The organism is Paraburkholderia bryophila (genome assembly GCF_013409255.1).
Classification (GTDB): domain Bacteria; phylum Pseudomonadota; class Gammaproteobacteria; order Burkholderiales; family Burkholderiaceae; genus Paraburkholderia.
The window spans coordinates 2173807-2193850 of sequence record NZ_JACCAS010000001.1 but is presented as its reverse complement, the minus strand read 5'-3'; the positions used below and the strand labels follow the sequence as shown (position 1 = coordinate 2193850).

Here is a 20044-nt window from a genome sequence, read left to right as displayed (position 1 = left end):
GACCTTCGAAACATCGAATCCTGAACGACTGCGATACCCGGTTCCAAACGGTTCAGGAGCGCCGGGTCTTGAGTGACCAGGATTGCGTGGCTAACGGGTCCACGGCGCGCTGAGGCTGGTTTCGATGTCGTAGCGTTGCAGCGCCTGCCCATGCTTGACGCGATCAATGTTCGAGAGCGCGGCGAGCACAATGTGATACCGGTCGATTTCGAAGAAGCGTCGCAATGCGGGACGGGTATCGCTGCGGCCAAAGCCGTCAGTGCCGAGCGCGATGTAGGGTGCGTCGACATACGACGCAATCAGTTGCGCATAGGCGCGCACATAGTCGCTGGCGGCCACAACCGGCGCGTTGCCTTGAAGGCAGTGCGCGACGTGGCTCTTCGCCTCATGCACCACGCCAAACATGGCATTGCGTTCAACCTCGCGTGCGTTGCGTGCAAGCTCTGAGAAGCTCGTCACGCTCCAGAGTTCGGATGCGACGTCCCAGTCGTCAGCCAGCAGCTCCGCGGCGGCAATCACTTCGCGGAAGATTGCGCCCGAGCCGAGCAGGCGAACGGCCGGCACTGCGCCTTTTGCGCCGCGTGCCCCGTAGAGGCGCATTCCCCTGATGACATCGCCGTGGGCAGAGGCATCGACAGGCCTGTGCTTATAGTTCTCATTGGTTACCGTCAGGTAATAGAACTCGTCTTTCTGCTCTTCGAGCATGCTACGGCAGCCGTGATCGACGATGACGGCAGCTTCGCCGGAAAATGCGGGGTCGTACGCGCGACAATTCGGCACGGTCGAAGCGATCACGTGACTGGTGCCGTCCTGGTGTTGCAGGCCCTCGCCGGCGAGCGTGGTGCGCCCGGCTGTGGCGCCGATCAGGAAACCGCGTGCGCGCTGATCGGCGGCTGCCCAGATCAGGTCGCCTACGCGCTGGAAGCCGAACATGGAGTAATAGATATAGAACGGCAACATCGCGACGCCGTTCACGCTATACGAGGTGGCCGCCGCGACCCAGGACGAGATCGCACCCGCTTCGGTGATACCTTCCTCGAGTAGCTGGCCGTCTTTCGATTCCTTGTAGTACAGCATTGATCCCGCGTCTTCCGGCTCGTACAACTGCCCGAGCGGCGCATAGATGCCGACCTGGCGGAACAGATTCGCCATACCAAACGTGCGTGCTTCATCCGCGACGATGGGCACGATGCGCGGGCCCAACACCTTGTCTTTCAGAAGGTTGGTGAAGAGGCGGACCAGCGCGGTCGTCGTGGAAATCTCGCGATCGTCCGGCTCGAGCGCGAATTTTGCGTAGCTTTCTAACGGCGGCACCGCTACGGCGGGCGCATGCGTCGTGCGTTTTGGCAGATAGCCGCCCAATGCGTCGCGGCGTGCGTGCAGATAGCGTTGCTCGGGGCTGTTGTCGGCGGGCTTGTAGAAATCCATTGCTTCGACCGCGCAGTCGTCGAGCGGCAGCGCGAAGCGATCGCGAAATGCCTTGAGTGTGTCGACGTCGAGCTTCTTTTGTTGATGCGACGTGTTGCGCGACTCGCCGGCATGGCCCATTCCGAAGCCCTTTTTCGTCTTGGCGAGAATCACCGTCGGCCGTCCGCAATGCTTTGCTGCAGCGTCGAATGCTGCGTACAACTTTCTGAAGTCATGGCCGCCGCGCCGCAAGCTGTCGATTTCCGCCGGTGACATATGCGCGACCAACGCTTGCAACTCGGGGTCTTGATCGAAGAAATGCATACGGTTGTAAACGCCGTCGTTTGCGCCGAGCGTCTGATACTGACCGTCTACCGTGGCAGCAAAGCGGCGCAGCAAAGCGTGGTTGCGGTCACGCGAAAAAAGGGCATCCCAGTCCGAGCCCCACACGACCTTGACGACGTTCCAGCCTGCACCGCCAAAAAGCGACTCCAGCTCCTGGATGATCTGGCCGTTGCCGCGCACCGGACCGTCCAGCCGTTGCAGATTGCAATTGATGACGAACGTGAGATTGTCGAGCTTCTCGCGTGCGGCAAGCGAAAGCGCCGCGATCGATTCCGGCTCGTCCATCTCGCCATCGCCGAATATGCCCCATACGCGACGCTGGTTCGTGTCTGCGAGGCCGCGATGGTCGAGGTAGCGCAGAAAGCGCGCCTGGTAGATCGAGCTGATCGGCCCGATGCCCATCGACCCCGTGGGGAATTGCCAGAACTCGGGCATCAGCCACGGGTGTGGATAGGAGCACAGGCCGCCGCCGTCCACTTCCTGTCGGTAGCGCTCGAGGTGCGCTTCGTCGAGACGTCCTTCGAGAAACGCACGGGCATAGACGCCTGGCGCCGAATGCGGCTGAAAATAGACCAGATCGCCTTTCGATTCCGCGTTATCGGCCTTGAAGAAGTGATTGAAACCCACCTCGAAGATTTCAGCCGCCGACGCATAACTTGCAATGTGGCCGCCGAGCTCGCCGTAGGCCTTATTGGCTTTGGCGACCATGGCAAGCGCGTTCCAGCGGATGATCGACGTGATGCGTTCCTCCATCACGAGGTTGCCGGGATACGCCGGCTGGTCCTCGACAGCAATCGTGTTCTGATAAAGCGAGTAGGGAGGTGAAGAGGGCGATATGCCCAGATGATTTGCGTGTTCGGCGAGCCGTTGCAACAGGAAGGTGGCGCGATCGACGCCCGCGACGCGCGCGACACCTTCTAGCGCGTCGAGCCATTCGGCGGTTTCCTGCTGGTCGGTATCGGTATCTGATCGCCGCGCGGTGCCACTGTGCGACGGATCGACGGGTTCGGCTTTCATTCAGATAGCTCGCTATGCTTCACGTGTGAACTTCAGATTGCGCGTGCGCGTGGTGTCGATGCGAAAGTGCGCGACCTGCTTGCCCGAGCGCTGCACCGTCAACACGCCACAGATGACGGTCGACTGACCGGCAGGGTCGAATGTGAAAACACCGTTGCCGACCGGGTTGAGCCGGTAGTTGGCGCTGCCTGCTACGCCTTCCATCGTTAGGGTGAGTTCGTCATTGGCCATCGCGATCGTCGCACGCGCTGCGGCATCGCTACTGTGGTACGTGCCCTCCAGACCCGCCGACGCGTCGGAGAGAGACTGTGCCGTGTCGGGCAAGCGCTCCAGTATCTCCGCGTGACCGCAGTCCACCAACTCGACCGCGGTGACACGTCCTTCTGCCGCCGACGTGCGTGGTTTGATCAGAAGCGTGCCGCCCGCGCCGTCGTCGACCCGCAACCCGTCTGCCGTCTCGATCAGCGGCAACGGCATGTGTTTGACGTTGTGGAAGATTGCATTCACCTGGCCATCGTGATCGGCGATCACGCAATACGTTCCGGATTCGCGCGAGTGGTACTTGCCGAGCAAGCTCTCGTACCCGGCGGTCTGTGTTGGCGCAGCAGGTTTTGCACCCAGTATCGAATCACCGAGAACGATATCGACCACCTGCGTGGCCAATTCGACCGGATTGGCCGCGGCACCGTTGGTGAGAATGATCACATCCAGCGCGTGTTCCACCACGGTCAACATCTGGCAGGCGCCACCGAACACTCCGCCGGCATGGTGCAGAAACTCCACGTTGCGATGCGGTGTGCGCATCAGCCCCAAGGCATAGACACCTTCTGCTCCGCTTGAATAGCGCGGTTTTGTCAGCATCTCACGCCAGCTCGCTTCGCTGCCGAGCCGCTTGGAGCCGCGCAGATGCGCGAGCCAGAGCAGCATGTCGTCGACTGTCGAGACGATGCCGCCTTCGCCGAGCACCTCCCACGCGGGGAAGAGACCACGCATGAATCCGCCTTTTCCGTCCGGTACGTGCTGGGTTGCCATGCGCGGGCGGATTTGCATGTCGTCGGCGACCGACTCCGTGTCGACCATGCCCATCACGTTGAAGATGCGTTCTTTCAGGAAGGTCTCGAAGGACATCCCGCTGACACGCCCGATCACGAGCGACAGCAGGTGATACCCACCGTTGCAGTAGATCATCCTCTCCCCCGGCGGGAAATTGACGGCGCGCTGTCGCACTTGCGCGGCCAATGCGCCGCCGCGCGGCAGGGTCGCCACGCCTTGCGCGAGCAGGGTGAGATCGAGGTAGCAGCGGTATCCGCCCGTATGCGTCATCAATTGGCGCAAGGTCGGGTCGCCGGCCAGCAGCGGCAGTTCGGGCATATACGTGCGAATCCCGGCGTCGATATCGAGCTTGCCTTCTTCGGCCAGCAGCAGCGCGGCGAGGCAGGTGAAATGCTTGCTCGTCGAGCCGATGCGCAGACGTGTGGCTGCGGTGTTGATTACGCCATGTTCCAGGCTTGCCAGGCCGAAGCCGCGCCGGTAGAGGATTGCGCCCCGATGCGCCACGGCCACGACCAGGCCGGGCTGGTCGCCCTTGTTGAAACGCTCGAACAGGGCATCCAGCCGTTCGACGTTGTCTTGCGAGTCTTGCGTCATTAGCACTTATCCTTATGATTAGAACGGAACGTTCAGCGTCGCACCGATCGTGCGAGGCTGAATCACACTGACGAGGGCCGGGCCTCCCAGCGGCATGAGCGAAGTACCCGCCGCGATCAGGGCGCGGCGGTCGAACAGGTTGCGGATATAGAAAGCCAGGCTGAATTTCCTGAAGTCCACGCCTGCTTGCAGATCGGTGATCGCATAACCAGGCAGCGGATAGTCGGGGCGGCCGGAACTGGTGTCGAATCCGCTATGACGTGGGCCGACAAATCGTTGAGTGACACCCGCATACGACGGATACCCTTGTGTGGTGAACAGATAGGTGCCCGAAAGCGTGGCGGCGACCTTGGCCGAGTTTGGCAATGGTTCGCCGGCTGTCGTGCCGGCGCTGGCATTGCCCGTCGTCAAACGCGCGTCGATGAGCGACAGGTTCGCACTGAAATTCCAGTGCCGGTCGGGACGGAACGTGCCCGAGAACTCCAGACCCTTGATCCGTGCGTCGCCAGCGTTGACGACCTGATTCACACCGTCGACCGTACCGAGTTGCTGGATGTTCTTCCATTCGATGTCGTAGACGGACGCTTCCAGCGATAGCCGCTTGTCGAGCAGGTCGGCCTTGTAACCGGCCTCATAACTCCACAGTGTGTCGGGCGCGAACGTCGGGCTACCCGGCGCACGCATGCCGGTGAGCGGGTCGATCAGCAGTGCATTCGGGCCGCCCGGCCGGTATCCGCTGGCGACGCGGACATACGCATTGCTATTGGGCGTCAGCGCATAGCGCGCGGTGAACATGTAGGTTTTGCTGGTGTCCGATGACGGTGCCGAGACGGTCTGTGTTGGCCCGGCGAGCATGCCGGACGTCGTCTGCTCGTAGGTCTGGCTGTTGTGGGCGATCCGGACGCCGCCGGTCAGCGAAAGACGCGGCGTGAGGTGATAGGTGAGGTCGCCGTAGGCCGCGTACTCGTCGTACGTGCTGGGCGCTTCGATCTCCGACAGGTTCGGCCCGGCGGTGCCATCGGGCAAAGTCGTTAAGAACCCCTCGCTCAACGTGCTGCGCTCATGCGTATAGAAGAGTCCGGCCAGCCACTCCAGCCGCTGATTGCCCGGCGAGGTCAGGCGAAATTCCTGCGTGAATTTGTTCGTCGTGGCGACATCCTTGGCCACCACCGAACCCAGGTCCAGCCCCTGCGCTGCAAATAGCGGCCCATATACGCCGGTTAAGTCTTGCGGCGCGCTCGAGTTGACTCTTTGATACGACGTGATCGAGTTCAGGCGCGCCCAGCCGAGTTCGTATTCGATCCCGGCCGAATAGAGCTGGATGTTCTGATGAAACGGTTGCGGGGCGAACTGTTGCGTTGTCAGGTCACCCCAGACCGGTTGCCCGTTGGCGCCATATTCAACGTAGTTCGGATCGTTACGATTGATGTTCTGCGAGACCGCGGTCAACCGCACCGTCAAGTCTCGGGTGGGAGTCAGCAGCAACGACGCGCGGGCGCCGTAGGTGTCGCCACGATCGATGTGCGAATCCGCCTGGGGACCGACTGCGTCGACGTAGCCGCCATCGTGCTGCCCGAACACCGAGACGCGTAGCGCGGCAACGTCGGTTTTCAGCGGGATATTCAACGCGGCATTGGCCGTACCGCTCACGCCGCCATGCTCCGTTCCCGACACACCTGTGCCGACTTGCCCGGAAAACTGTTCCGAGTCGGGTTCGTTGGTGACGTATTTCAGCAGGCCGCCCATCGCGCCGGCACCATACAAGGTGCCCTGAGGACCACGCAGGATTTCGACGTGGTTGAGGTCGAGCAGGCTCATGTCGAGCGCGAACGTTGCACTTTGGGAGAACAAGGTGCTGCCGCCGAACGCGACGTCGTCGATATACATGCCGACCGTCGGCCCTGTCTGAACCCCTGTTGTCACGCCACGGATACTGACCTGACCGGACCCGCTGCCGCCACTCGCGTTCAGGTCGACACCCGGCTCCGAAGACAGGTAATCGGACATGGTCTTTGCCCCGCTCTTCTGCAGCTCGTCGGCCGAGAGTACATTGACCTGCATCGGCACTTCGCGCGCCGGCTCACGTCGGCGGGTCGCGGTAACTACAACGGTATTGAGCGTCGCGCTATTTTTTCCTTGCGCTTTCGACGTCTCGGCAACCGGTGCATTCGGCGCGGCGGCCGGCGTTGCGGCAGACGCAGCTTCTGGCGCGGCGATCTGCTGAGTCTGCATTGGCGTCGGCGCCTGCGCATGCACACCCAGCGATGCCAACCCGAACACCGGTCCGACGAATAGCGTTGCGTAACGCCCGCCGTGCCGCCGCGATAGCGCCGCCGAAACCGCCGCGTGCTTCGTTCTATTTTTCATCTTCACCTTTGTCTCCTCTTGACTTTGCAATCTACCGAAAGTGATGCCGTGTAGCGCAACTCAAGGTGAACGGTAAGTGCCGGTTATTTCTGTTTCATGAGGCCTTTGTATCGCGGTTGATACAAACCGTCGGCGGGAATCGAAGGCAGCCGGACACGCGGTGAACGGATGGCCGGCACCGAAATTTGTTTCGGGTTTGCAATAAAGGACACACAAAGACCCTACATTCGCGGGCGATAATTGAAGCCATCGCTTGCTGTCGGTCATGACCATGCACAAACCCCGCTTCGATTCGGCTTTTTATCGCCTGCTCTTCATGATGATCTCGATCGTCCTCGTGACGCAGGTCTGTGCTGGCCTGGTGCTCTTCAAGCTCTACAGCACGGCGCCGTTCAAACCGCCTCCCGGAATGAGCGCGCCGCTGCAGTGGGGCGCCGCTGTGATGATCCAGGTCATGCCGGCGCTGATCTCCTCCTGGATTGGGGCCCGCATGCTGGCGGCCCCCTTCCGGTCGCTAGCGTTGGGGGCCTCTGAGTTGTCGAGGAATATCGATGCGCCGCCTATCAAGGAAACCGGCCCTATCGAAGCGCGTCAGGCCGCCAGAGTGTTCAACACGATGCAGGCCTCACTGCGGCGGCAAATGAGTGAGCGCAACCGTTTTCTCGCCGCTGTGTCGCACGATTTGCGCACCCCTCTGACGCGTATGAAATTACGCCTTCGCTCCGCGCAGGATGTCGAATTGAGTGAGCGGCTCAGAGACGACATCGACGAAATGACGAAACTCCTGGAAGCAACGCTATCGTTTCTACGCAATGAAGAAGTCGTCGAGGCGTTCAGTCCGGTCGATATCAATGCGCTGGTGGACGCGATCGCGGAAGACGCGGCGGAACACGGCCAGCGGGTGACGATCGGCGGCGAAGTGGCGCCGCTCCCGGCTCAGCCGCTCGGCCTCAAGCGTTGCTTGACGAATCTGGTTGCCAACGCGATTCGATATGGCGAAGACGCGCACATCCGCTTGACGGATGCACCTTCGAATGTGCGTATCGAGATTGTCGATCACGGCCCCGGCATACCGGAGTCGCAACTCGAGCGGGCGCTGGAGCCGTTCTACCGCGTGGAGAGTTCTCGCAACAAGAACACAGGGGGAACGGGACTGGGCCTCGCCATCGCGAACGACGTCGTGAAGCGTCACGGCGGCGAGCTGGTGCTGCGCAACGGCGCGGAAGGCGGACTGGTGGCGCAGGTCACGCTGCCGCGTCGATAGAACGGGCGATCGGCCGGATCGTAGGCAAAGCTCTATTTCATGCTTGATACACAGTGCTCATAAAGCGGAAATAGCGCGTGCTTATAGTCGTTTCACGCCCTTCAATCACGCCTGGCAGACCTTCCCATGAAAATATATACGGCTCAGCTTTCGACCGAAACAAACACGTTCGCTCCTTGTCCGACCGGCTGGGGTGGCTTCGAAGAGAGCACCATCTTTCACGGCGACGCGAGTTTGCGCGAGCCCGACGGAATGGGTCATGTCCTGGCGGAAGTCCGGCGCTTCGCCGAGCAGGACGGTCACGAAATCGTAGAGGGGCTGTGTGCCGAAGCGCAGCCCTCCGGGCGCACGATTCGCGCGGTCTACGAGTCTCTGCGCAACGAAATTCTCGACGGGGTACGAGCCGCCTTGCCGTTGGATGCCGTGATTCTGCTGCTGCACGGGGCGATGGTGGCAGAGGGCTACGACGATTGTGAAGGCGATCTGCTCGCCGGCATTCGCGCGATTGTCGGACCCAACGTGCCCATCTCGGTCACGCTCGACCCGCACTGTCATTTCACACAATTGATGAAGGCGTCGGCCGACATCCTGATCGCGTACAAGGAATACCCGCATATCGACGCAGTAGATCGGGCGCGCGAGGCTTATCAATTGGCGCTCGATATGGCTGCCGGGCGCATCCGTCCGGCAATCGGCGTGTTCGACTGCCGGATGGTCGGCGCATGGCATACCACGAGCGAGCCAATGGCGGGATTTGTCCGGCGCATGCACTCGCTCGAAGGAAGCAACGGCGTGCTGTCGGTGTCGCTCGGCCACGGATTCCCGTGGGGCGACGTGCCCGAGGCCGGTGCGAAAGTCTGGGTGGTGACGGACAACGATCTCCCCAAGGCTGAGGCCCTGGCGGCACAACTGGCGCGCGAGTTTTGGGAACTGCGCGAACTCACCCGCCCGGCATGGCTCGATATCGATACCGGCCTGAACCGCGCGCTCGCGGTTGACGGTGGCCCGGTCGTACTGGCGGACATCGCGGACAATCCTGGCGGCGGTGCGCCATGTGACAGCACGTTCATTTTGCGTCGCGTGGTCGAGCGACAGATTGCCAATGTCGCGATCGGATGCTTTTGGGATCTCGGCGCCGTTCAAATTTGCAAGGACGCTGGCGTGGGGGCGACGCTGGATTTGCGTATCGGCGGCAAATGCGGTGTGTACTCAGGGGACCCCGTGGATTTGCGCGTCACGGTACGCAGTGTGGTCGAGCGGCACACGCAAAGCATCATGGGTCTCGAGCAACCGCTTGGCCGGGCAGTATGGGTCGAAGCGGACAACGGGCTCGACATCGTGCTGATATCGGTTCGCACCCAGGTTTTGGGTGTAGACGCGTTCACCGGCCTCGGTATCGACTTCGCCGCGAAGAAGCTGGTGATCGTGAAATCGACGCAGCATTTTCAGGCCGATTTTGCGCCGCGCTCGAAAGCCGTCTTCCATATCGCGGCGCCAGGTGCACTCACTACAGCTTTCGCCGAACTGGACTATCGGCATCGCGACCTGAACTATTGGCCGCGCGTGTCGAACCCTTTTGCCCCGGCCATGTGAGCACTCTGCGGCGCACGGTACGCGCGCCGCAGAGTGTCAGGTGTCAGGCGTCGATCCGCACCGGCGTGAAGGCGAGATGCCGCGTGCGCGGCGTATCGACACGGAAACTCGTGACGTGTGCGCCCGCTGCGTCGCGCGTTAATGTAACGATCCCGGTCATGATATCCATCGGGTCGACCGGCGTCAGTCCGAAGACGTCGCTCGCCAGTGGTGTCAGGTGATAGTCGCAGCTGCCCACCGCACCGTGCATACGAAGTACGAGTGCTTCACCGTCGAGGCCGATTGTTGCACGCGCGTTCGCGTCGTGGCTTTCGAACGTGCCGCACATTCCTTCGATCAGGCACGGCGTCATCGCGGGCGCTTCGCCGAGTCGTGTGAACATCTCGGCGTGGCCACAATGAACGATACGCATGCACGATAGATCGTGCGGCGCAACCGGCGATCCCCAGCGCAACGCGAGGGGTCCGTCGGCGCTTGCTTCGATCTCCACGTCGTTCAGGTCATCTGCACTGTCGTGGAGCGTCATCGACGGTTTGGGGCAAAGCAGTCCCGTCAATACCAACGCGCCGTCGCGATCTTCTAATGCATACACTGCGCCGCCGCTTGACGACCGGTAGCTGCCGAGGCGCGCCGCATGATCAGCGGCGCGTGCCGCGGCCGGTGGCCCGTCGCCGCTCAACTCGCACGCGAGCACGACGTCGACGACACGCTTCGCAAGTTCAAACGGTGCATCGACTGCGCCGTTGCTGAGCAGGACCACCTCGAGTCCGTGTTCCGCCGACAGCAGCATCTGACAGGTTCCGCCGACGACGCCGCCGGAATGGTGTATCAGCGCGACGCCTCGATAGACGCTCTGTTTGAGACCGAGCGAATATTGACTGCGCTGGCCGCTGGAGAACAACGGCAATGCCAGCATCTGGGCCCAGGTATCGGCGCTGCCAACGACCTTCACGGGGCTGTGCAAGTGCGCGGTCCAGCGCAGCATGTCGTCGATTGTCGAGACGATGGAGCCTTCACCCAGCAAGTCCCACGACGGAAAGATGCCGCGCCGGAATCCGCGCCGGCCATCGGGCACATGCATCGTTGCAATGCCGCGTCCGATCGTCATGTCGTTGGGCGCGCACGCCGTGTCGCGCATGTGCATGGGCTTGAAGATATGCGTTGCCAGAAACGCATCGAACGGCATTCCGCTCGCGCGCTCGATGGCGAGCGACAGCAGGTGATAGCCGCCGTTCGAATACATCATGCGTTCGCCCGGCGGAAAGTTCTCTTCGCGCTGACGTTGCTGCGATGCCAGCAGCGCGCCACGCGGCGAGATCGCCAGACCCTGTGTCAGCAAGGCCAGATCGAGTGCGCAGCGCTGCCCACCGCGATGCGACATCAATTGCCGCAACGTCGGTGCGCCCGCGGCCGGCGATAAGTCCGGCAGGTACGTCCCGATAGGTGCGTCGGCGTCGAGAGCGCCGTTCTCGCCCAGGAGAAGCACAGCGAGGCAAGCGAACTGCTTGCTGACGGAGCCGATGCGCATGCGTGTGGCCGGCGTGTTGGCGATACCGTGTTCGAGGCTGGCCATGCCGAAGCCGCGCCGATACAGCACTCGCCCTCGATGTACGATGCCGGCTACCACCCCAGGTGAGTCGGCGCGTTGGTAAGTAGCGAATAGCGCGTCGAGCCGCGTTGTCGTGACGGATACATTGGGTGCCATGTCGATATCTCAGTGCGAGGAAACGGTGACGCCCGTGTGGCCCCAGGTCTGGGGCGAACAATGCAGCAGGCCGTCGATGTAGGTGACGCCTGGTTCGCGATCACGCGCGAGGAAAATCGGTCCGTCGAGATCGACGTGGTCGCACAATTGTCCGAGTAGAAAGGCGGGCGCGATCGCTAACGAGGTGCCCGCCATGCAACCGACCATCACCGACAAACCGGCCTCGCGCACGCGCGCGGCAAGATCGAGCGCGCGCGTCAGGCCACCGCATTTATCGAGTTTGAGATTGACGACGTCGTAGCGACGCGCGACGGCAGCCAGGTTGTCGAGATCCTGAAACGATTCGTCGGCCGCAAGCGGAATCGGGCAGGCGATGCTATCGAGGCAGGCATCCGCACCGATCGCGAACGGCTGCTCGAGCATGTCGACATCTAGCCGTTGCAGCACTGGGATCATCGCGTCGAAGTGCGCACGCGACCAACCCTGATTCGCGTCGACAGCGAGCGACACTTCCGGGCGTATGTCACGAATTGCCGCGAGGCGCGCGGCGTCGGTAGCGGCGCCGTCCAGCTTGATCTTCAGCGCCCGGGCATGGGTCAACGCCCGGGCGGCCTCCGCCATCGCCTGCGGCGTGTCCACGCCGATCGTCATCGTGGTCAGCAATGCACGCGGAACCGGCAGGCCCGCCACGCGCCAGGCTGGCACGGCTTGCCGTTGTGACTCGAGTGCCCACAAGGCGGCATCGACCGCGTTGCGCGCACCGCCGGGCGGCAGCACACCGAGGAGTTGCGCGCGCGTGATGCCGGCTTCGATCAGCGCTCGCACGCTCTCGATTTGCGCGGCGATCGATTCAGGTGTTTCGCCGAGGTAGAAGACACCGGATGCTTCGCCATTGCCGGCAACGTGTCCATCGTCGAGGGTCACACTGACGACGCGAGCGGCATCGATAACGTGGCCGGTGATGTGGAACGGCACGGCCAATGGCCACCGTTCGATACGCAGTGAGAGAGAGAGTATGCAGGGGGACATGGAAAAGAAAGCGCGAGAGGGAGGGACGTCATGCATAGCGTTCGATTGCCGCGCGTACACCGCGGCCGGCGGCGCGCATCAGAATGCACGCGGCGAAGAAGCCAAACGCGGCCACACCGACAATCGACCACAGCAGACCTTGGTTGAGCGCGTGCAGGCGGTCCGACATGAAGCCGATAAACACAGGGCTGCCGGATTGCACGACGATCGACGTGAGCGCGCCGATAGCCGCGACGCGCGAGCGCAAATGCGCAGGGCAGATGTTTTGCATGATGGTGGGAAACAACACCATGCCTGCGACCATGCAGGCGAGCTGCACGCCGAACAGCGCATAGACCGGCGTGAGCGAGCCAACCGCCAGATAGAGGAACGACAGAGCGCCTGCCACCAGCGCGCCGCATTCGCAGACACGCAGGGGCGCAAGCACGCCGAAGCGTGCCCGCATGCGGCCGGCAACGAGCCCGCTGAGCACGCAACCGGCAATAGCGCCGGCCATTGCCGCCACGCCCATGCCGCCGCCCGCTTCGGCCGGCGTAGCGCCGAAAGTTCGCACCGCCACGACCGGCATCCACGTCGCCACGCCGCCGAACGCCAGGTTGACCAGTCCGATTGCACCGAAGAACCTGAGCATCATGGTGGCTTCGCGCCGGAAGTAGACCGGTGCGGACGGCAGCGGTGTGGAAGAGCGCCCGCGAGACGCGGACGGGTCCGTGTCTCGGCGCCCTCCGGGACGGATGAGCAGAATCAGCACGACCAGCACGGGGGCGGGCAACGCAACCGCAAAGAACACCAGCCGCCATGGTGCGAGATTGGCGAATCCGGCTGGCAACGCGCTGTGCACCGCCGCGATGCCGTGCATCAGCGCACCGCCAAGCGCCATTCCCGCACCCGCGCCCAACAGATTGGCGAGGGCAAAGATCGCATTGGCGAGCACGCGTTGACGCGCCGGGAAGAGATCGGGAATCAGGCCGTAGATGACCGGCACCAGCCCCGCTTCGCCGATTCCCAGGCCGACGGTGGCGATGAACAACTGCCAGAAGTGGGTGGTCATGCCGCAGATTGCCGTGGCGGCGCTCCAGACGAGTACGCACGCCGCCAGCACCACGCGGCGATCCACGCGATCGGCGACCCAACCGATCGGCAGGGAAGCCACGCCTGCGAAGAGGGCGATGCCGGCACCTTGCATCAGGCCGATTTGCGTGTCGGTCAGCCCGAAATCGTGGCGGATGGGTTCCGTCAGCAAGATCAGCATCTGACGGTCGACGAACGCGAAGAACGCCACGATCACGAGAATCGCCAGACCGAACCACGCAAGCGGTCCGGCACGTGAATCCGATGGTGGGCTTTGACCCGCTACGGGGGCGGGCAAGTCGAGGTTGGAATCGAACATGGGTGCTTTGTGATGAGAGAACGGTTACTGCATGAACTGCTCGTTACCGACGAGCCCGATGTGAGTCGCGCCGAGCCGCTGCGCAGACGCCATGACCATTGCGACGGCGCGGTAAGGCGCGGCCTTGTCGGGCCGTAAATGCAGTTCCGTCGGCGCGGGGTTGGCCGCTACGTCGCGCAATCGCGTTTCCAGTTGCTCGCGCGAACTCAGCGTCTCGCCATTCCATGCAATGGCGCCGTCGGCTGAGATATCGATCTGCACCACGGGTGGTGTTTGCGGCTGCGACGGCGGCGCGCCGGTCGGCATGTCGAGCTTGACCGCGTTGGTCTGAATTGGAATGGTGAGGATCAGCATGATCAGCAGCACAAGCATCACGTCGATTAACGGCGTGGTGTTGATCTCGACCATCACTTCGGCGTCGTCTGCGTCGCCGGTGGGCATCGTCATCGCCATCTCGGTTCTCCTTGTCGGTATGGATGGGTCACTGGCGCGGCGGCGGTTCGGTGATGAAGTCGACCTTGACGATGCCAGCCCGCTGGCAGGCGAACACCACCCGGCCGATGGCGGCGTAGCGTGCGTCGAGATCGCCGCGAATGTGAACTTCAGGCTGCGGCGATTGCACCGCGACCGCCTTGAGCTTCTCGACGAGCGTTGCCGCATCGGGCACGCGCCGTTCGTCCCAGAACACGTCGCCCTCTTTTGTGACGGCGAGAATCACGTTCTGCGGCGTCGTCTGCAGCGGCTGCACGGCTTCCTTGGGCAGTGAAACCGGCACGGTATGCGATACCACCGGAATCGTGATGAGGAAGATGATCAACAGCACCAGCATCACGTCGACCAGCGGCGTCGTGTTGATGGACGCCATGACCTCGTTGTGATCGTCGCCGTCACGGGTTCCCACGCTCATGGCCATGGCTCACCCCACGCGTGAGAGAGCGGCGGCCCTGGTCGCGGCGGCGGCCCCGGCCGTGGTCTTGCCGGTCAGGATGACGATGTGCAATTCGGTCGAAAATCCACGCACGCGCTCCATCACGGCCTTGTTGCGACGTACGAGCCAGTTGTAGCCGAGGACGGCGGGCACGGCGACGGCAAGACCAATCGCGGTCATGATCAGCGCTTCGCCGACCGGCCCGGCGACCTTATCGATGGATGCCTGACCCGCGATGCCGATGGCCGTCAGTGCGTGATAAATGCCCCACACCGTGCCGAACAGGCCGATGAACGGCGCGGTCGAGCCGACGGTGCCGAGAAACGCGAGACCGTCCTGCAGGCGGCTCGAGACTGCATTGGTCGCGCGTTCGATGGCGGCCGCGACCCAGTTGTTGAGGTCGACCTGTTCGAGCAGCGCACCTTCGTGATGGTCGTAGGCAGCGAGGCCTCGCTCGGCAATGAAGCGGAACGGACTGCCGGCGTCCAGTTGGCGAGTGCCTTCGCTGAGACTGGCCGCTTTCCAGAAACCCTTCTCCGCCGCTTTCGCGCGGCGCAGTACACGCGCCTGTTCGAGCAGCTTCGCAACGATGATGTACCAGCTGCCCATGGACATGATGACCAGAATGAGCAATGTGCCTCGCGCGATGACATCGCCGCCCTTCCAGAGCGCATCGAGGCCGTAGGGATTGGCCACCGTATCGGTGGCGGCATGGGCGGCGCTGGCCGCGAGCAACAGAGCCGTCAGTAAAACGGCCGTGCGGGTACGGTTGATCATGAACGTCTCCTGAAATGCGTTGGCAAATATAAAAAGGAACGGCTGTCGTAGGCAGCCTCAATCGAGCTTGAAAGAGAAGGGCACCTGCACGCGGACTTCCTCGCCCTGCGCGACGCAGTGGAACTGCCGCACGGCGTTTTCGGCGGCCCGGTCGAGAACGGGCGCGGCCGATTGGGTCACGCTGAGGTCCTTGACGTTGCCGTCGGTGCCGACGGTGAACATCACGACGACATCGCCAGTCAGGTTGTCCTTGAGCGCTTCACGCGGATAGCGAATGGCCGCGCGTACCTGCGTCGAGTTCGGACACACGACGCCGACGCTCTTCGACACCGGCGCCGCGGGCGCAGGGGGCGTTGGCGGCGCAATGGGCGCGGATGGCGCAGGCGCGGTCGACTGCGTGGTGATCGCGTTCGGCGATGGGGGCGCCGCGACCTGCACTTCGGGGGGCGGCACGAACGGCGGCGGTGGCGCGACGTGTTTCGGCGGTGGTGGCGCGAGCCGCTTCGGCGGCGGTGGAGGGGGGGGCGGTGGCTTGATCTCTTCAATGATGCGTGTCTCGATCGGCTGACGAATCACGTCCACGACTTTCGTCGCGAGACCGGAGAGCAATGCGTAAACGATCACGGCGTGTAATCCGACGACGAAGGCGATGCCGCCAATGCGCCTGGCGGGCGGCTTGGGTTGTGCGTAGTTCATGTCCCGCGTGTCTCCTGCCTCGATATGACTTGGGAGCCACGTTAAAACCCGGGCATTTCTGGTTCATCTCGGCTTTGTATCTGCGTTGACACAAACGCTTTCTGATTTGGAAATGGTGTGGCACGACGCGCAAAGCCAGACTGGACGGTCCAGATGGACGATGCGAAGAGGCGTGACTTCGGGAAAATCCGGAGCGGGTTATCCATGATGCGGACGCTCGCCACGCGCGGTGGCTTCTCCGGACGGCCCTGTGGGGCAAGGCGCGGGTCGATTATTTCAAGCTCGCAACAATTCGTGCAAAAAGCACTTATATTGAGAGGCAATAATGAGCGTGAGGGACACACCTCACCGTCGCAACATCGGAGAAAAGACGCCGTGAACAAAGCGATCCGTATTCTCGTCGTCGACGACGACTCGCAGATTCGCAGCCTGCTGTGCGACTGCCTTGCAGACTTCGGCATGACCACCGCGCAAGCTGCCACAGGCGCGGAAATGCATCTCGCACTCGGGGAAGGGGGCTTCGATCTCGTGGTGCTCGATCTGATGCTGCCGGACGACGACGGCCTCAATCTGTGCCGCGAGATTCGTGCGACTTCGGAGATTCCACTGATCATCCTGACCGCGCGCGGCGAGATGACCGACCGGATTGTCGGGCTGGAATTAGGTGCCGACGACTATGTCGTCAAGCCATTTGAACCGCGTGAGCTGGTCGCCCGCATTCAGACGATCCTGCGCCGCGTGCGTGCGCAAACGCAGGGCCGAACGAGAGCTCAGGAAGAAAGCCGGTTCGCCGGATGGCGGCTTCATCAGACCGGCCGCCACCTGATTGCCACCGACAACACCGTCATTCCCCTGTCGAACGCGGAATTCCGTTTGCTCAACGCGTTCCTTGCCGCACCGGGGCGTGTGCTGAGCCGCGAATACCTGATGGATACCGCTCGCGGCAAGTCGATCGACGCGTTCGACCGCAGCATCGACGTCCAGATCTCACGCTTGCGTCAGAAGTTGCGCGAGGACATCAAGGAGCCGCGGCTGATTCGCACGATTCGCGGAGAAGGCTACATGCTCGATGTCAATCATCGTTAGGCGCTCGCGCCACGCTTTGCCGTGACTGCATGTGCGCACGCTTCGGCGCTCGATCCGTCAGTCTTCCCCGTGTTTACCGGGTCGAGTTCATTGCGCGGTTTGGTTCTGGAAGCGTTCGACCCTGAACGGCCGCGTGTCCACGAGCGTTTCCTCATGGGTCATCATCTCCGCGATCAACCGGCCCGTGATCGGGCCTAGCGTGAGCCCGTGGTGTGCATGGCCAAACGCGAACCATAAGTCTTTGTGATGTCTCGCGGGACCGATGATCGGCATCATGTCGGGCGTGCAGGGGCGCCGTCCCATCCACGCTTCGTTGTCGAGACGCTCACCCAAAGGAAACAGGGTGCGTGCAATCGGCTCGACCGCGGCGAGTTGCGTGGGCGTTTTGGGCGCATCGCAGTGCGCGATTTCTGCCCCGGTGGTCAAGCGGATACCTCTCGCCATGGGAGCGATCAGATAGCCTTTCTCAACGTCCAGAACCGGATGATTTAGCCGGGCCGCTGCCTGGGGCGCATAGTGCATGTGGTACCCGCGTTTGACGGCAAGCGGCAAGCGGTAGCCGAGTCGTGAACTCATGCGATCCGACCACGGCCCCAACGCGACGACCGCCGATGACGCCACAATCGTTCCGGCTTCCGTATCGACAGTCCAGCCTTCGCTAAACGAGTCCGCATCGCCGATGAAAAACCGTCCGCCCAGCGCTTCGAAATACTTCGCGTAGGCGGTGACGAGCGCGTTGGGATCGCTTACGGAATCGGACGCCGTATAGCGTAATCCGCCTGCCAGGGCCTTGTCGAGATCGGGCTCCTGCTGTTGCAGGCGGCCGGCGTCGAGCGATTCGAACTCGACGCCATATTCCCGCTGCCACTGTTCAGCGAGCCGGTTTTCCGCGTCCCGTACTGCTTCGGTGCGAAACACCTTTATCCAGCCGGTGTGGCGCAGCAATGTACTCACGCCGGCGTCGGCGGCCAGCGCGCGGTGCTCGTCCACGCAATGCCCGATCAGCGTCGAGTACGACTTCGCGATGGCGGCATGCTTCGCCGGATGAGAGTTGCGCCAGTATTGCCACAGGAACGGCGCCGTCTTGAGCATGGCGTCCGCATGATAACGAACGTGCGGCGACTGGTTGCGCGCATAGCGGAGCAAGGTGCCGAGGTGGCGTGGAAACGCGTAGGGATAGACACCTTCGCGCTGGATCAACCCGGCGTTACCGAACGAAGTTTCGTTGCCGGGCTGCTTGCGGTCGATCAGGGCGACCTGGCGGCCGCGCTTCTGAAGATGTACGGCAACGGACACGCCGACAATGCCCGCGCCGAGCACAATGGTATCGAATTTCGTGCTGCTCATGATCTCACCTGTGGCTGGCTACGCCAACAGCGCTGTTACTGCGACTTCGACATCGCAACCCGGCTTCATCAGCAAGGCTTGCACGCATGCGCGGGTGGGCGCGTGACCTGTCGGCACCCAGGCATCCCACACGGCGTTGAACTCGGCGAAGTGGCTAGGATCGCTCAGCCAGATATTCGCGGACAGGAGGCGCGTGCGGTCGACGCCGGCCAATTCGAGCAACGTGTCGATGCGGGCCAGTACTTCGCTGGTCTGTTCGGTCACGGATGCGTTTGCCGTGTCGGGCACCTGGCCGGCCAGATGAACAACCCCGTTAGCGATTACCACCTGGCTCATGCGCGCATTCGTTTGCAGACGTTTGATTTCGTTCGACATGGTTTTAGACCGTTGAAATGCCGGCGCCGGTCGGGCCGGACTCGTTGAAAGAAACAGCTAAGCGACGTGAGTTATCATATACGAGAAAAATAGAAATTCTCATATCCGATAAAAATTTCTCTGCTGGAAGTGAATGAGATGGTCAAAGCTGTTCTGGAAGAATCGGGCGTGGATACGCATGAAGCACCACCCGCGCTCGACCACAAGCTGGTCGGTGGCCATTTGCGGCAGGCGCGCAAGGCACGCGGACTGACGCTGGCGGAATTGTCGGAGCGCTCAGGAATTGCGGTGTCGACGATCTCCAAGGCCGAGCGCGGCGATATCGCGCTGACCTACGACAAGTTTGCGGCGCTCGCGCACTCGCTGGAACTGGAGTTCGACGCGATCTTCGGGCGGCGTCGCAAACCAGCGGGCGGTCCGATGAAGCCGTCGTTTACCGCTGCCGGCAAGCAACATATCTACGACACGCCGAACTATGAGTACGGCATGCTCGCGAACAACCTGACCGGCAAGCAGATGGTGCCGATGCGCGCGCGCATCCACGCCCGCGCCGTGTCGGACTTTCCCGAGTACATCCGGCACTCGGGCGAAGAGTTCGTCTTTCTGTTGGGCGGCAAGCTGGAATTGCGCTTCGAAAGCGGCAAGGCGTTCAAATTGATGCCCGGTGACAGTCTGTACTTCGACAGTTCGGTCGGGCATGTCTATGTGAGCCTCAGCAAGGAGGATGCAGAGGTGCTGGTGTGCTGTGTCGATACCGATGAAAATCGGCCGAGTGGCGCAATCTAAATGACGAGGCGAAGTCAGGGTCGGGTGTCTACGGGGCCGCGGCATTCCTTATCGACGTCAATGGAAAGGTGGGTATCGCTGCGGCGATAGCGCCGCGAGATGCGCTGACGTCGACACTGAAGGATCGCCCGCGCGAGATTCTGGCTCACTACACGGTTCCGAAATGGCTGAAAGCATTTCCATGTCACGGACCTGGTGCGACAGCGCGGACTGGTTTAGATGGGCGCGCTCTGCTGCGGCCACGAACGTCCTGATACGCTGACGGCTTGAGCATCGCACCGAAAT

Annotated in this window: 16 protein-coding genes; 4 read left to right on the top strand and 12 right to left on the bottom strand. The window is 62.4% G+C overall.

What is annotated here, in order from left to right; translation table 11 throughout:
* Positions 1–90: 90 nt before the first annotated feature.
* The 3 genes from mdeB to GGD40_RS09725 are packed head-to-tail and all read right to left on the bottom strand — an operon-like array spanning position 91 to position 6783.
* Entirely contained in the window at positions 91–2769 is a 2679-nt protein-coding gene (mdeB, locus tag GGD40_RS09735) for an alpha-ketoglutarate dehydrogenase (RefSeq protein ID WP_179743498.1), read from the bottom strand.
* 12 nt (positions 2770–2781) lie between these two features.
* Positions 2782–4416 carry a serine hydrolase domain-containing protein gene (locus GGD40_RS09730; protein ID WP_179743497.1) on the bottom strand — a complete coding sequence of 545 codons (1635 nt, stop codon included), beginning with the start codon at positions 4414–4416 and terminating at the stop codon, positions 2782–2784.
* 18 nt (positions 4417–4434) lie between these two features.
* On the bottom strand, positions 4435–6783 hold the full coding sequence (locus GGD40_RS09725; RefSeq protein WP_179743496.1) for a TonB-dependent receptor: 2349 nt from the start codon (positions 6781–6783) through the stop codon (positions 4435–4437).
* A gap of 253 nt (positions 6784–7036) precedes the next feature.
* On the opposite strand from GGD40_RS09725, the gene GGD40_RS09720 reads away from it, so the two are divergent.
* Together GGD40_RS09720 and GGD40_RS09715 are read left to right on the top strand one after the other, a co-directional pair.
* Positions 7037–8047 (top strand): ATP-binding protein, encoded by a 1011-nt coding sequence (locus GGD40_RS09720; RefSeq protein ID WP_257030387.1) that lies wholly within the window; start codon positions 7037–7039, stop codon positions 8045–8047.
* Between the two features lie 126 nt (positions 8048–8173).
* Positions 8174–9640 carry a M81 family metallopeptidase gene (locus GGD40_RS09715; RefSeq protein ID WP_179743495.1) on the top strand — a complete coding sequence of 489 codons (1467 nt, stop codon included), beginning with the start codon at positions 8174–8176 and terminating at the stop codon, positions 9638–9640.
* A gap of 43 nt (positions 9641–9683) precedes the next feature.
* Here the strand turns inward: GGD40_RS09715 and GGD40_RS09710 are convergent, their stop codons facing one another.
* From GGD40_RS09710 to GGD40_RS09680, 7 genes are read right to left on the bottom strand one after another with little or no spacing between them, the layout of a single operon-like run.
* Entirely contained in the window at positions 9684–11345 is a 1662-nt protein-coding gene (locus tag GGD40_RS09710; protein WP_179743494.1) for a serine hydrolase domain-containing protein, read from the bottom strand.
* Positions 11346–11354: 9 nt separating this feature from the next.
* Positions 11355–12374: a dipeptide epimerase gene (locus GGD40_RS09705; RefSeq protein ID WP_179743493.1), complete on the bottom strand. Its 1020-nt coding sequence runs from the start codon at positions 12372–12374 to the stop codon at positions 11355–11357.
* A gap of 28 nt (positions 12375–12402) precedes the next feature.
* Entirely contained in the window at positions 12403–13764 is a 1362-nt protein-coding gene (locus tag GGD40_RS09700; RefSeq protein WP_179706771.1) for an MFS transporter, read from the bottom strand.
* Between the two features lie 24 nt (positions 13765–13788).
* Complete coding sequence (locus GGD40_RS09695; RefSeq protein ID WP_179706769.1) at positions 13789–14217, bottom strand: ExbD/TolR family protein; 429 nt, start codon at positions 14215–14217, stop codon at positions 13789–13791.
* A 28-nt stretch (positions 14218–14245) separates the two neighbouring features.
* The gene (locus GGD40_RS09690) at positions 14246–14677 is read right to left on the bottom strand and encodes an ExbD/TolR family protein (protein WP_179706767.1); all 432 of its coding nucleotides are present in this window, start codon (positions 14675–14677) and stop codon (positions 14246–14248) included.
* 3 nt (positions 14678–14680) lie between these two features.
* Positions 14681–15469, bottom strand: a complete 789-nt coding sequence (locus tag GGD40_RS09685; RefSeq protein ID WP_179743492.1) for a MotA/TolQ/ExbB proton channel family protein — start codon at positions 15467–15469, stop codon at positions 14681–14683.
* A gap of 57 nt (positions 15470–15526) precedes the next feature.
* Complete coding sequence (locus GGD40_RS09680) at positions 15527–16165, bottom strand: energy transducer TonB (protein WP_179743491.1); 639 nt, start codon at positions 16163–16165, stop codon at positions 15527–15529.
* A gap of 153 nt (positions 16166–16318) precedes the next feature.
* On the opposite strand from GGD40_RS09680, the gene GGD40_RS09675 reads away from it, so the two are divergent.
* Complete coding sequence (locus tag GGD40_RS09675; RefSeq protein ID WP_306456575.1) at positions 16319–17251, top strand: response regulator; 933 nt, start codon at positions 16319–16321, stop codon at positions 17249–17251.
* 87 nt (positions 17252–17338) lie between these two features.
* On the opposite strand, the gene GGD40_RS09670 is transcribed toward GGD40_RS09675, so the two are convergent.
* Positions 17339–18598, bottom strand: a complete 1260-nt coding sequence (locus tag GGD40_RS09670; protein WP_179706759.1) for an NAD(P)/FAD-dependent oxidoreductase — start codon at positions 18596–18598, stop codon at positions 17339–17341.
* An 18-nt stretch (positions 18599–18616) separates the two neighbouring features.
* Positions 18617–18973: a RidA family protein gene (locus tag GGD40_RS09665; RefSeq protein ID WP_179706757.1), complete on the bottom strand. Its 357-nt coding sequence runs from the start codon at positions 18971–18973 to the stop codon at positions 18617–18619.
* Between the two features lie 138 nt (positions 18974–19111).
* Here GGD40_RS09665 and GGD40_RS09660 point away from each other — a divergent pair, with 138 nt between their 5' ends.
* Positions 19112–19759, top strand: coding sequence for a helix-turn-helix domain-containing protein (locus GGD40_RS09660; protein ID WP_179706755.1), 648 nt, complete (start codon positions 19112–19114; stop codon positions 19757–19759).
* The last annotated feature ends 285 nt before the right edge of the window (positions 19760–20044 follow it).

Excerpts from the sequence above, each read along its gene's own strand:
- mdeB (WP_179743498.1), bottom strand. The coding sequence starts at position 2,769 with ATGAAAGCCGAACCCGTCGATCCGTCGCACAGTGGCACCGCGCGGCGA.
- GGD40_RS09730 (WP_179743497.1), bottom strand. The coding sequence starts at position 4,416 with ATGACGCAAGACTCGCAAGACAACGTCGAACGGCTGGATGCCCTGTTC.
- GGD40_RS09725 (WP_179743496.1), bottom strand. The coding sequence starts at position 6,783 with ATGAAAAATAGAACGAAGCACGCGGCGGTTTCGGCGGCGCTATCGCGG.
- GGD40_RS09715 (WP_179743495.1), top strand. The coding sequence starts at position 8,174 with ATGAAAATATATACGGCTCAGCTTTCGACCGAAACAAACACGTTCGCT.
- GGD40_RS09710 (WP_179743494.1), bottom strand. The coding sequence starts at position 11,345 with ATGGCACCCAATGTATCCGTCACGACAACGCGGCTCGACGCGCTATTC.
- GGD40_RS09705 (WP_179743493.1), bottom strand. The coding sequence starts at position 12,374 with ATGTCCCCCTGCATACTCTCTCTCTCACTGCGTATCGAACGGTGGCCA.
- GGD40_RS09700 (WP_179706771.1), bottom strand. The coding sequence starts at position 13,764 with ATGTTCGATTCCAACCTCGACTTGCCCGCCCCCGTAGCGGGTCAAAGC.
- GGD40_RS09695 (WP_179706769.1), bottom strand. The coding sequence starts at position 14,217 with ATGGCGATGACGATGCCCACCGGCGACGCAGACGACGCCGAAGTGATG.
- GGD40_RS09690 (WP_179706767.1), bottom strand. The coding sequence starts at position 14,677 with ATGGCCATGAGCGTGGGAACCCGTGACGGCGACGATCACAACGAGGTC.
- GGD40_RS09685 (WP_179743492.1), bottom strand. The coding sequence starts at position 15,469 with ATGATCAACCGTACCCGCACGGCCGTTTTACTGACGGCTCTGTTGCTC.
- GGD40_RS09680 (WP_179743491.1), bottom strand. The coding sequence starts at position 16,165 with ATGAACTACGCACAACCCAAGCCGCCCGCCAGGCGCATTGGCGGCATC.
- GGD40_RS09675 (WP_306456575.1), top strand. The coding sequence starts at position 16,319 with ATGGACGATGCGAAGAGGCGTGACTTCGGGAAAATCCGGAGCGGGTTA.
- GGD40_RS09670 (WP_179706759.1), bottom strand. The coding sequence starts at position 18,598 with ATGAGCAGCACGAAATTCGATACCATTGTGCTCGGCGCGGGCATTGTC.
- GGD40_RS09665 (WP_179706757.1), bottom strand. The coding sequence starts at position 18,973 with ATGTCGAACGAAATCAAACGTCTGCAAACGAATGCGCGCATGAGCCAG.
- GGD40_RS09660 (WP_179706755.1), top strand. The coding sequence starts at position 19,112 with ATGGTCAAAGCTGTTCTGGAAGAATCGGGCGTGGATACGCATGAAGCA.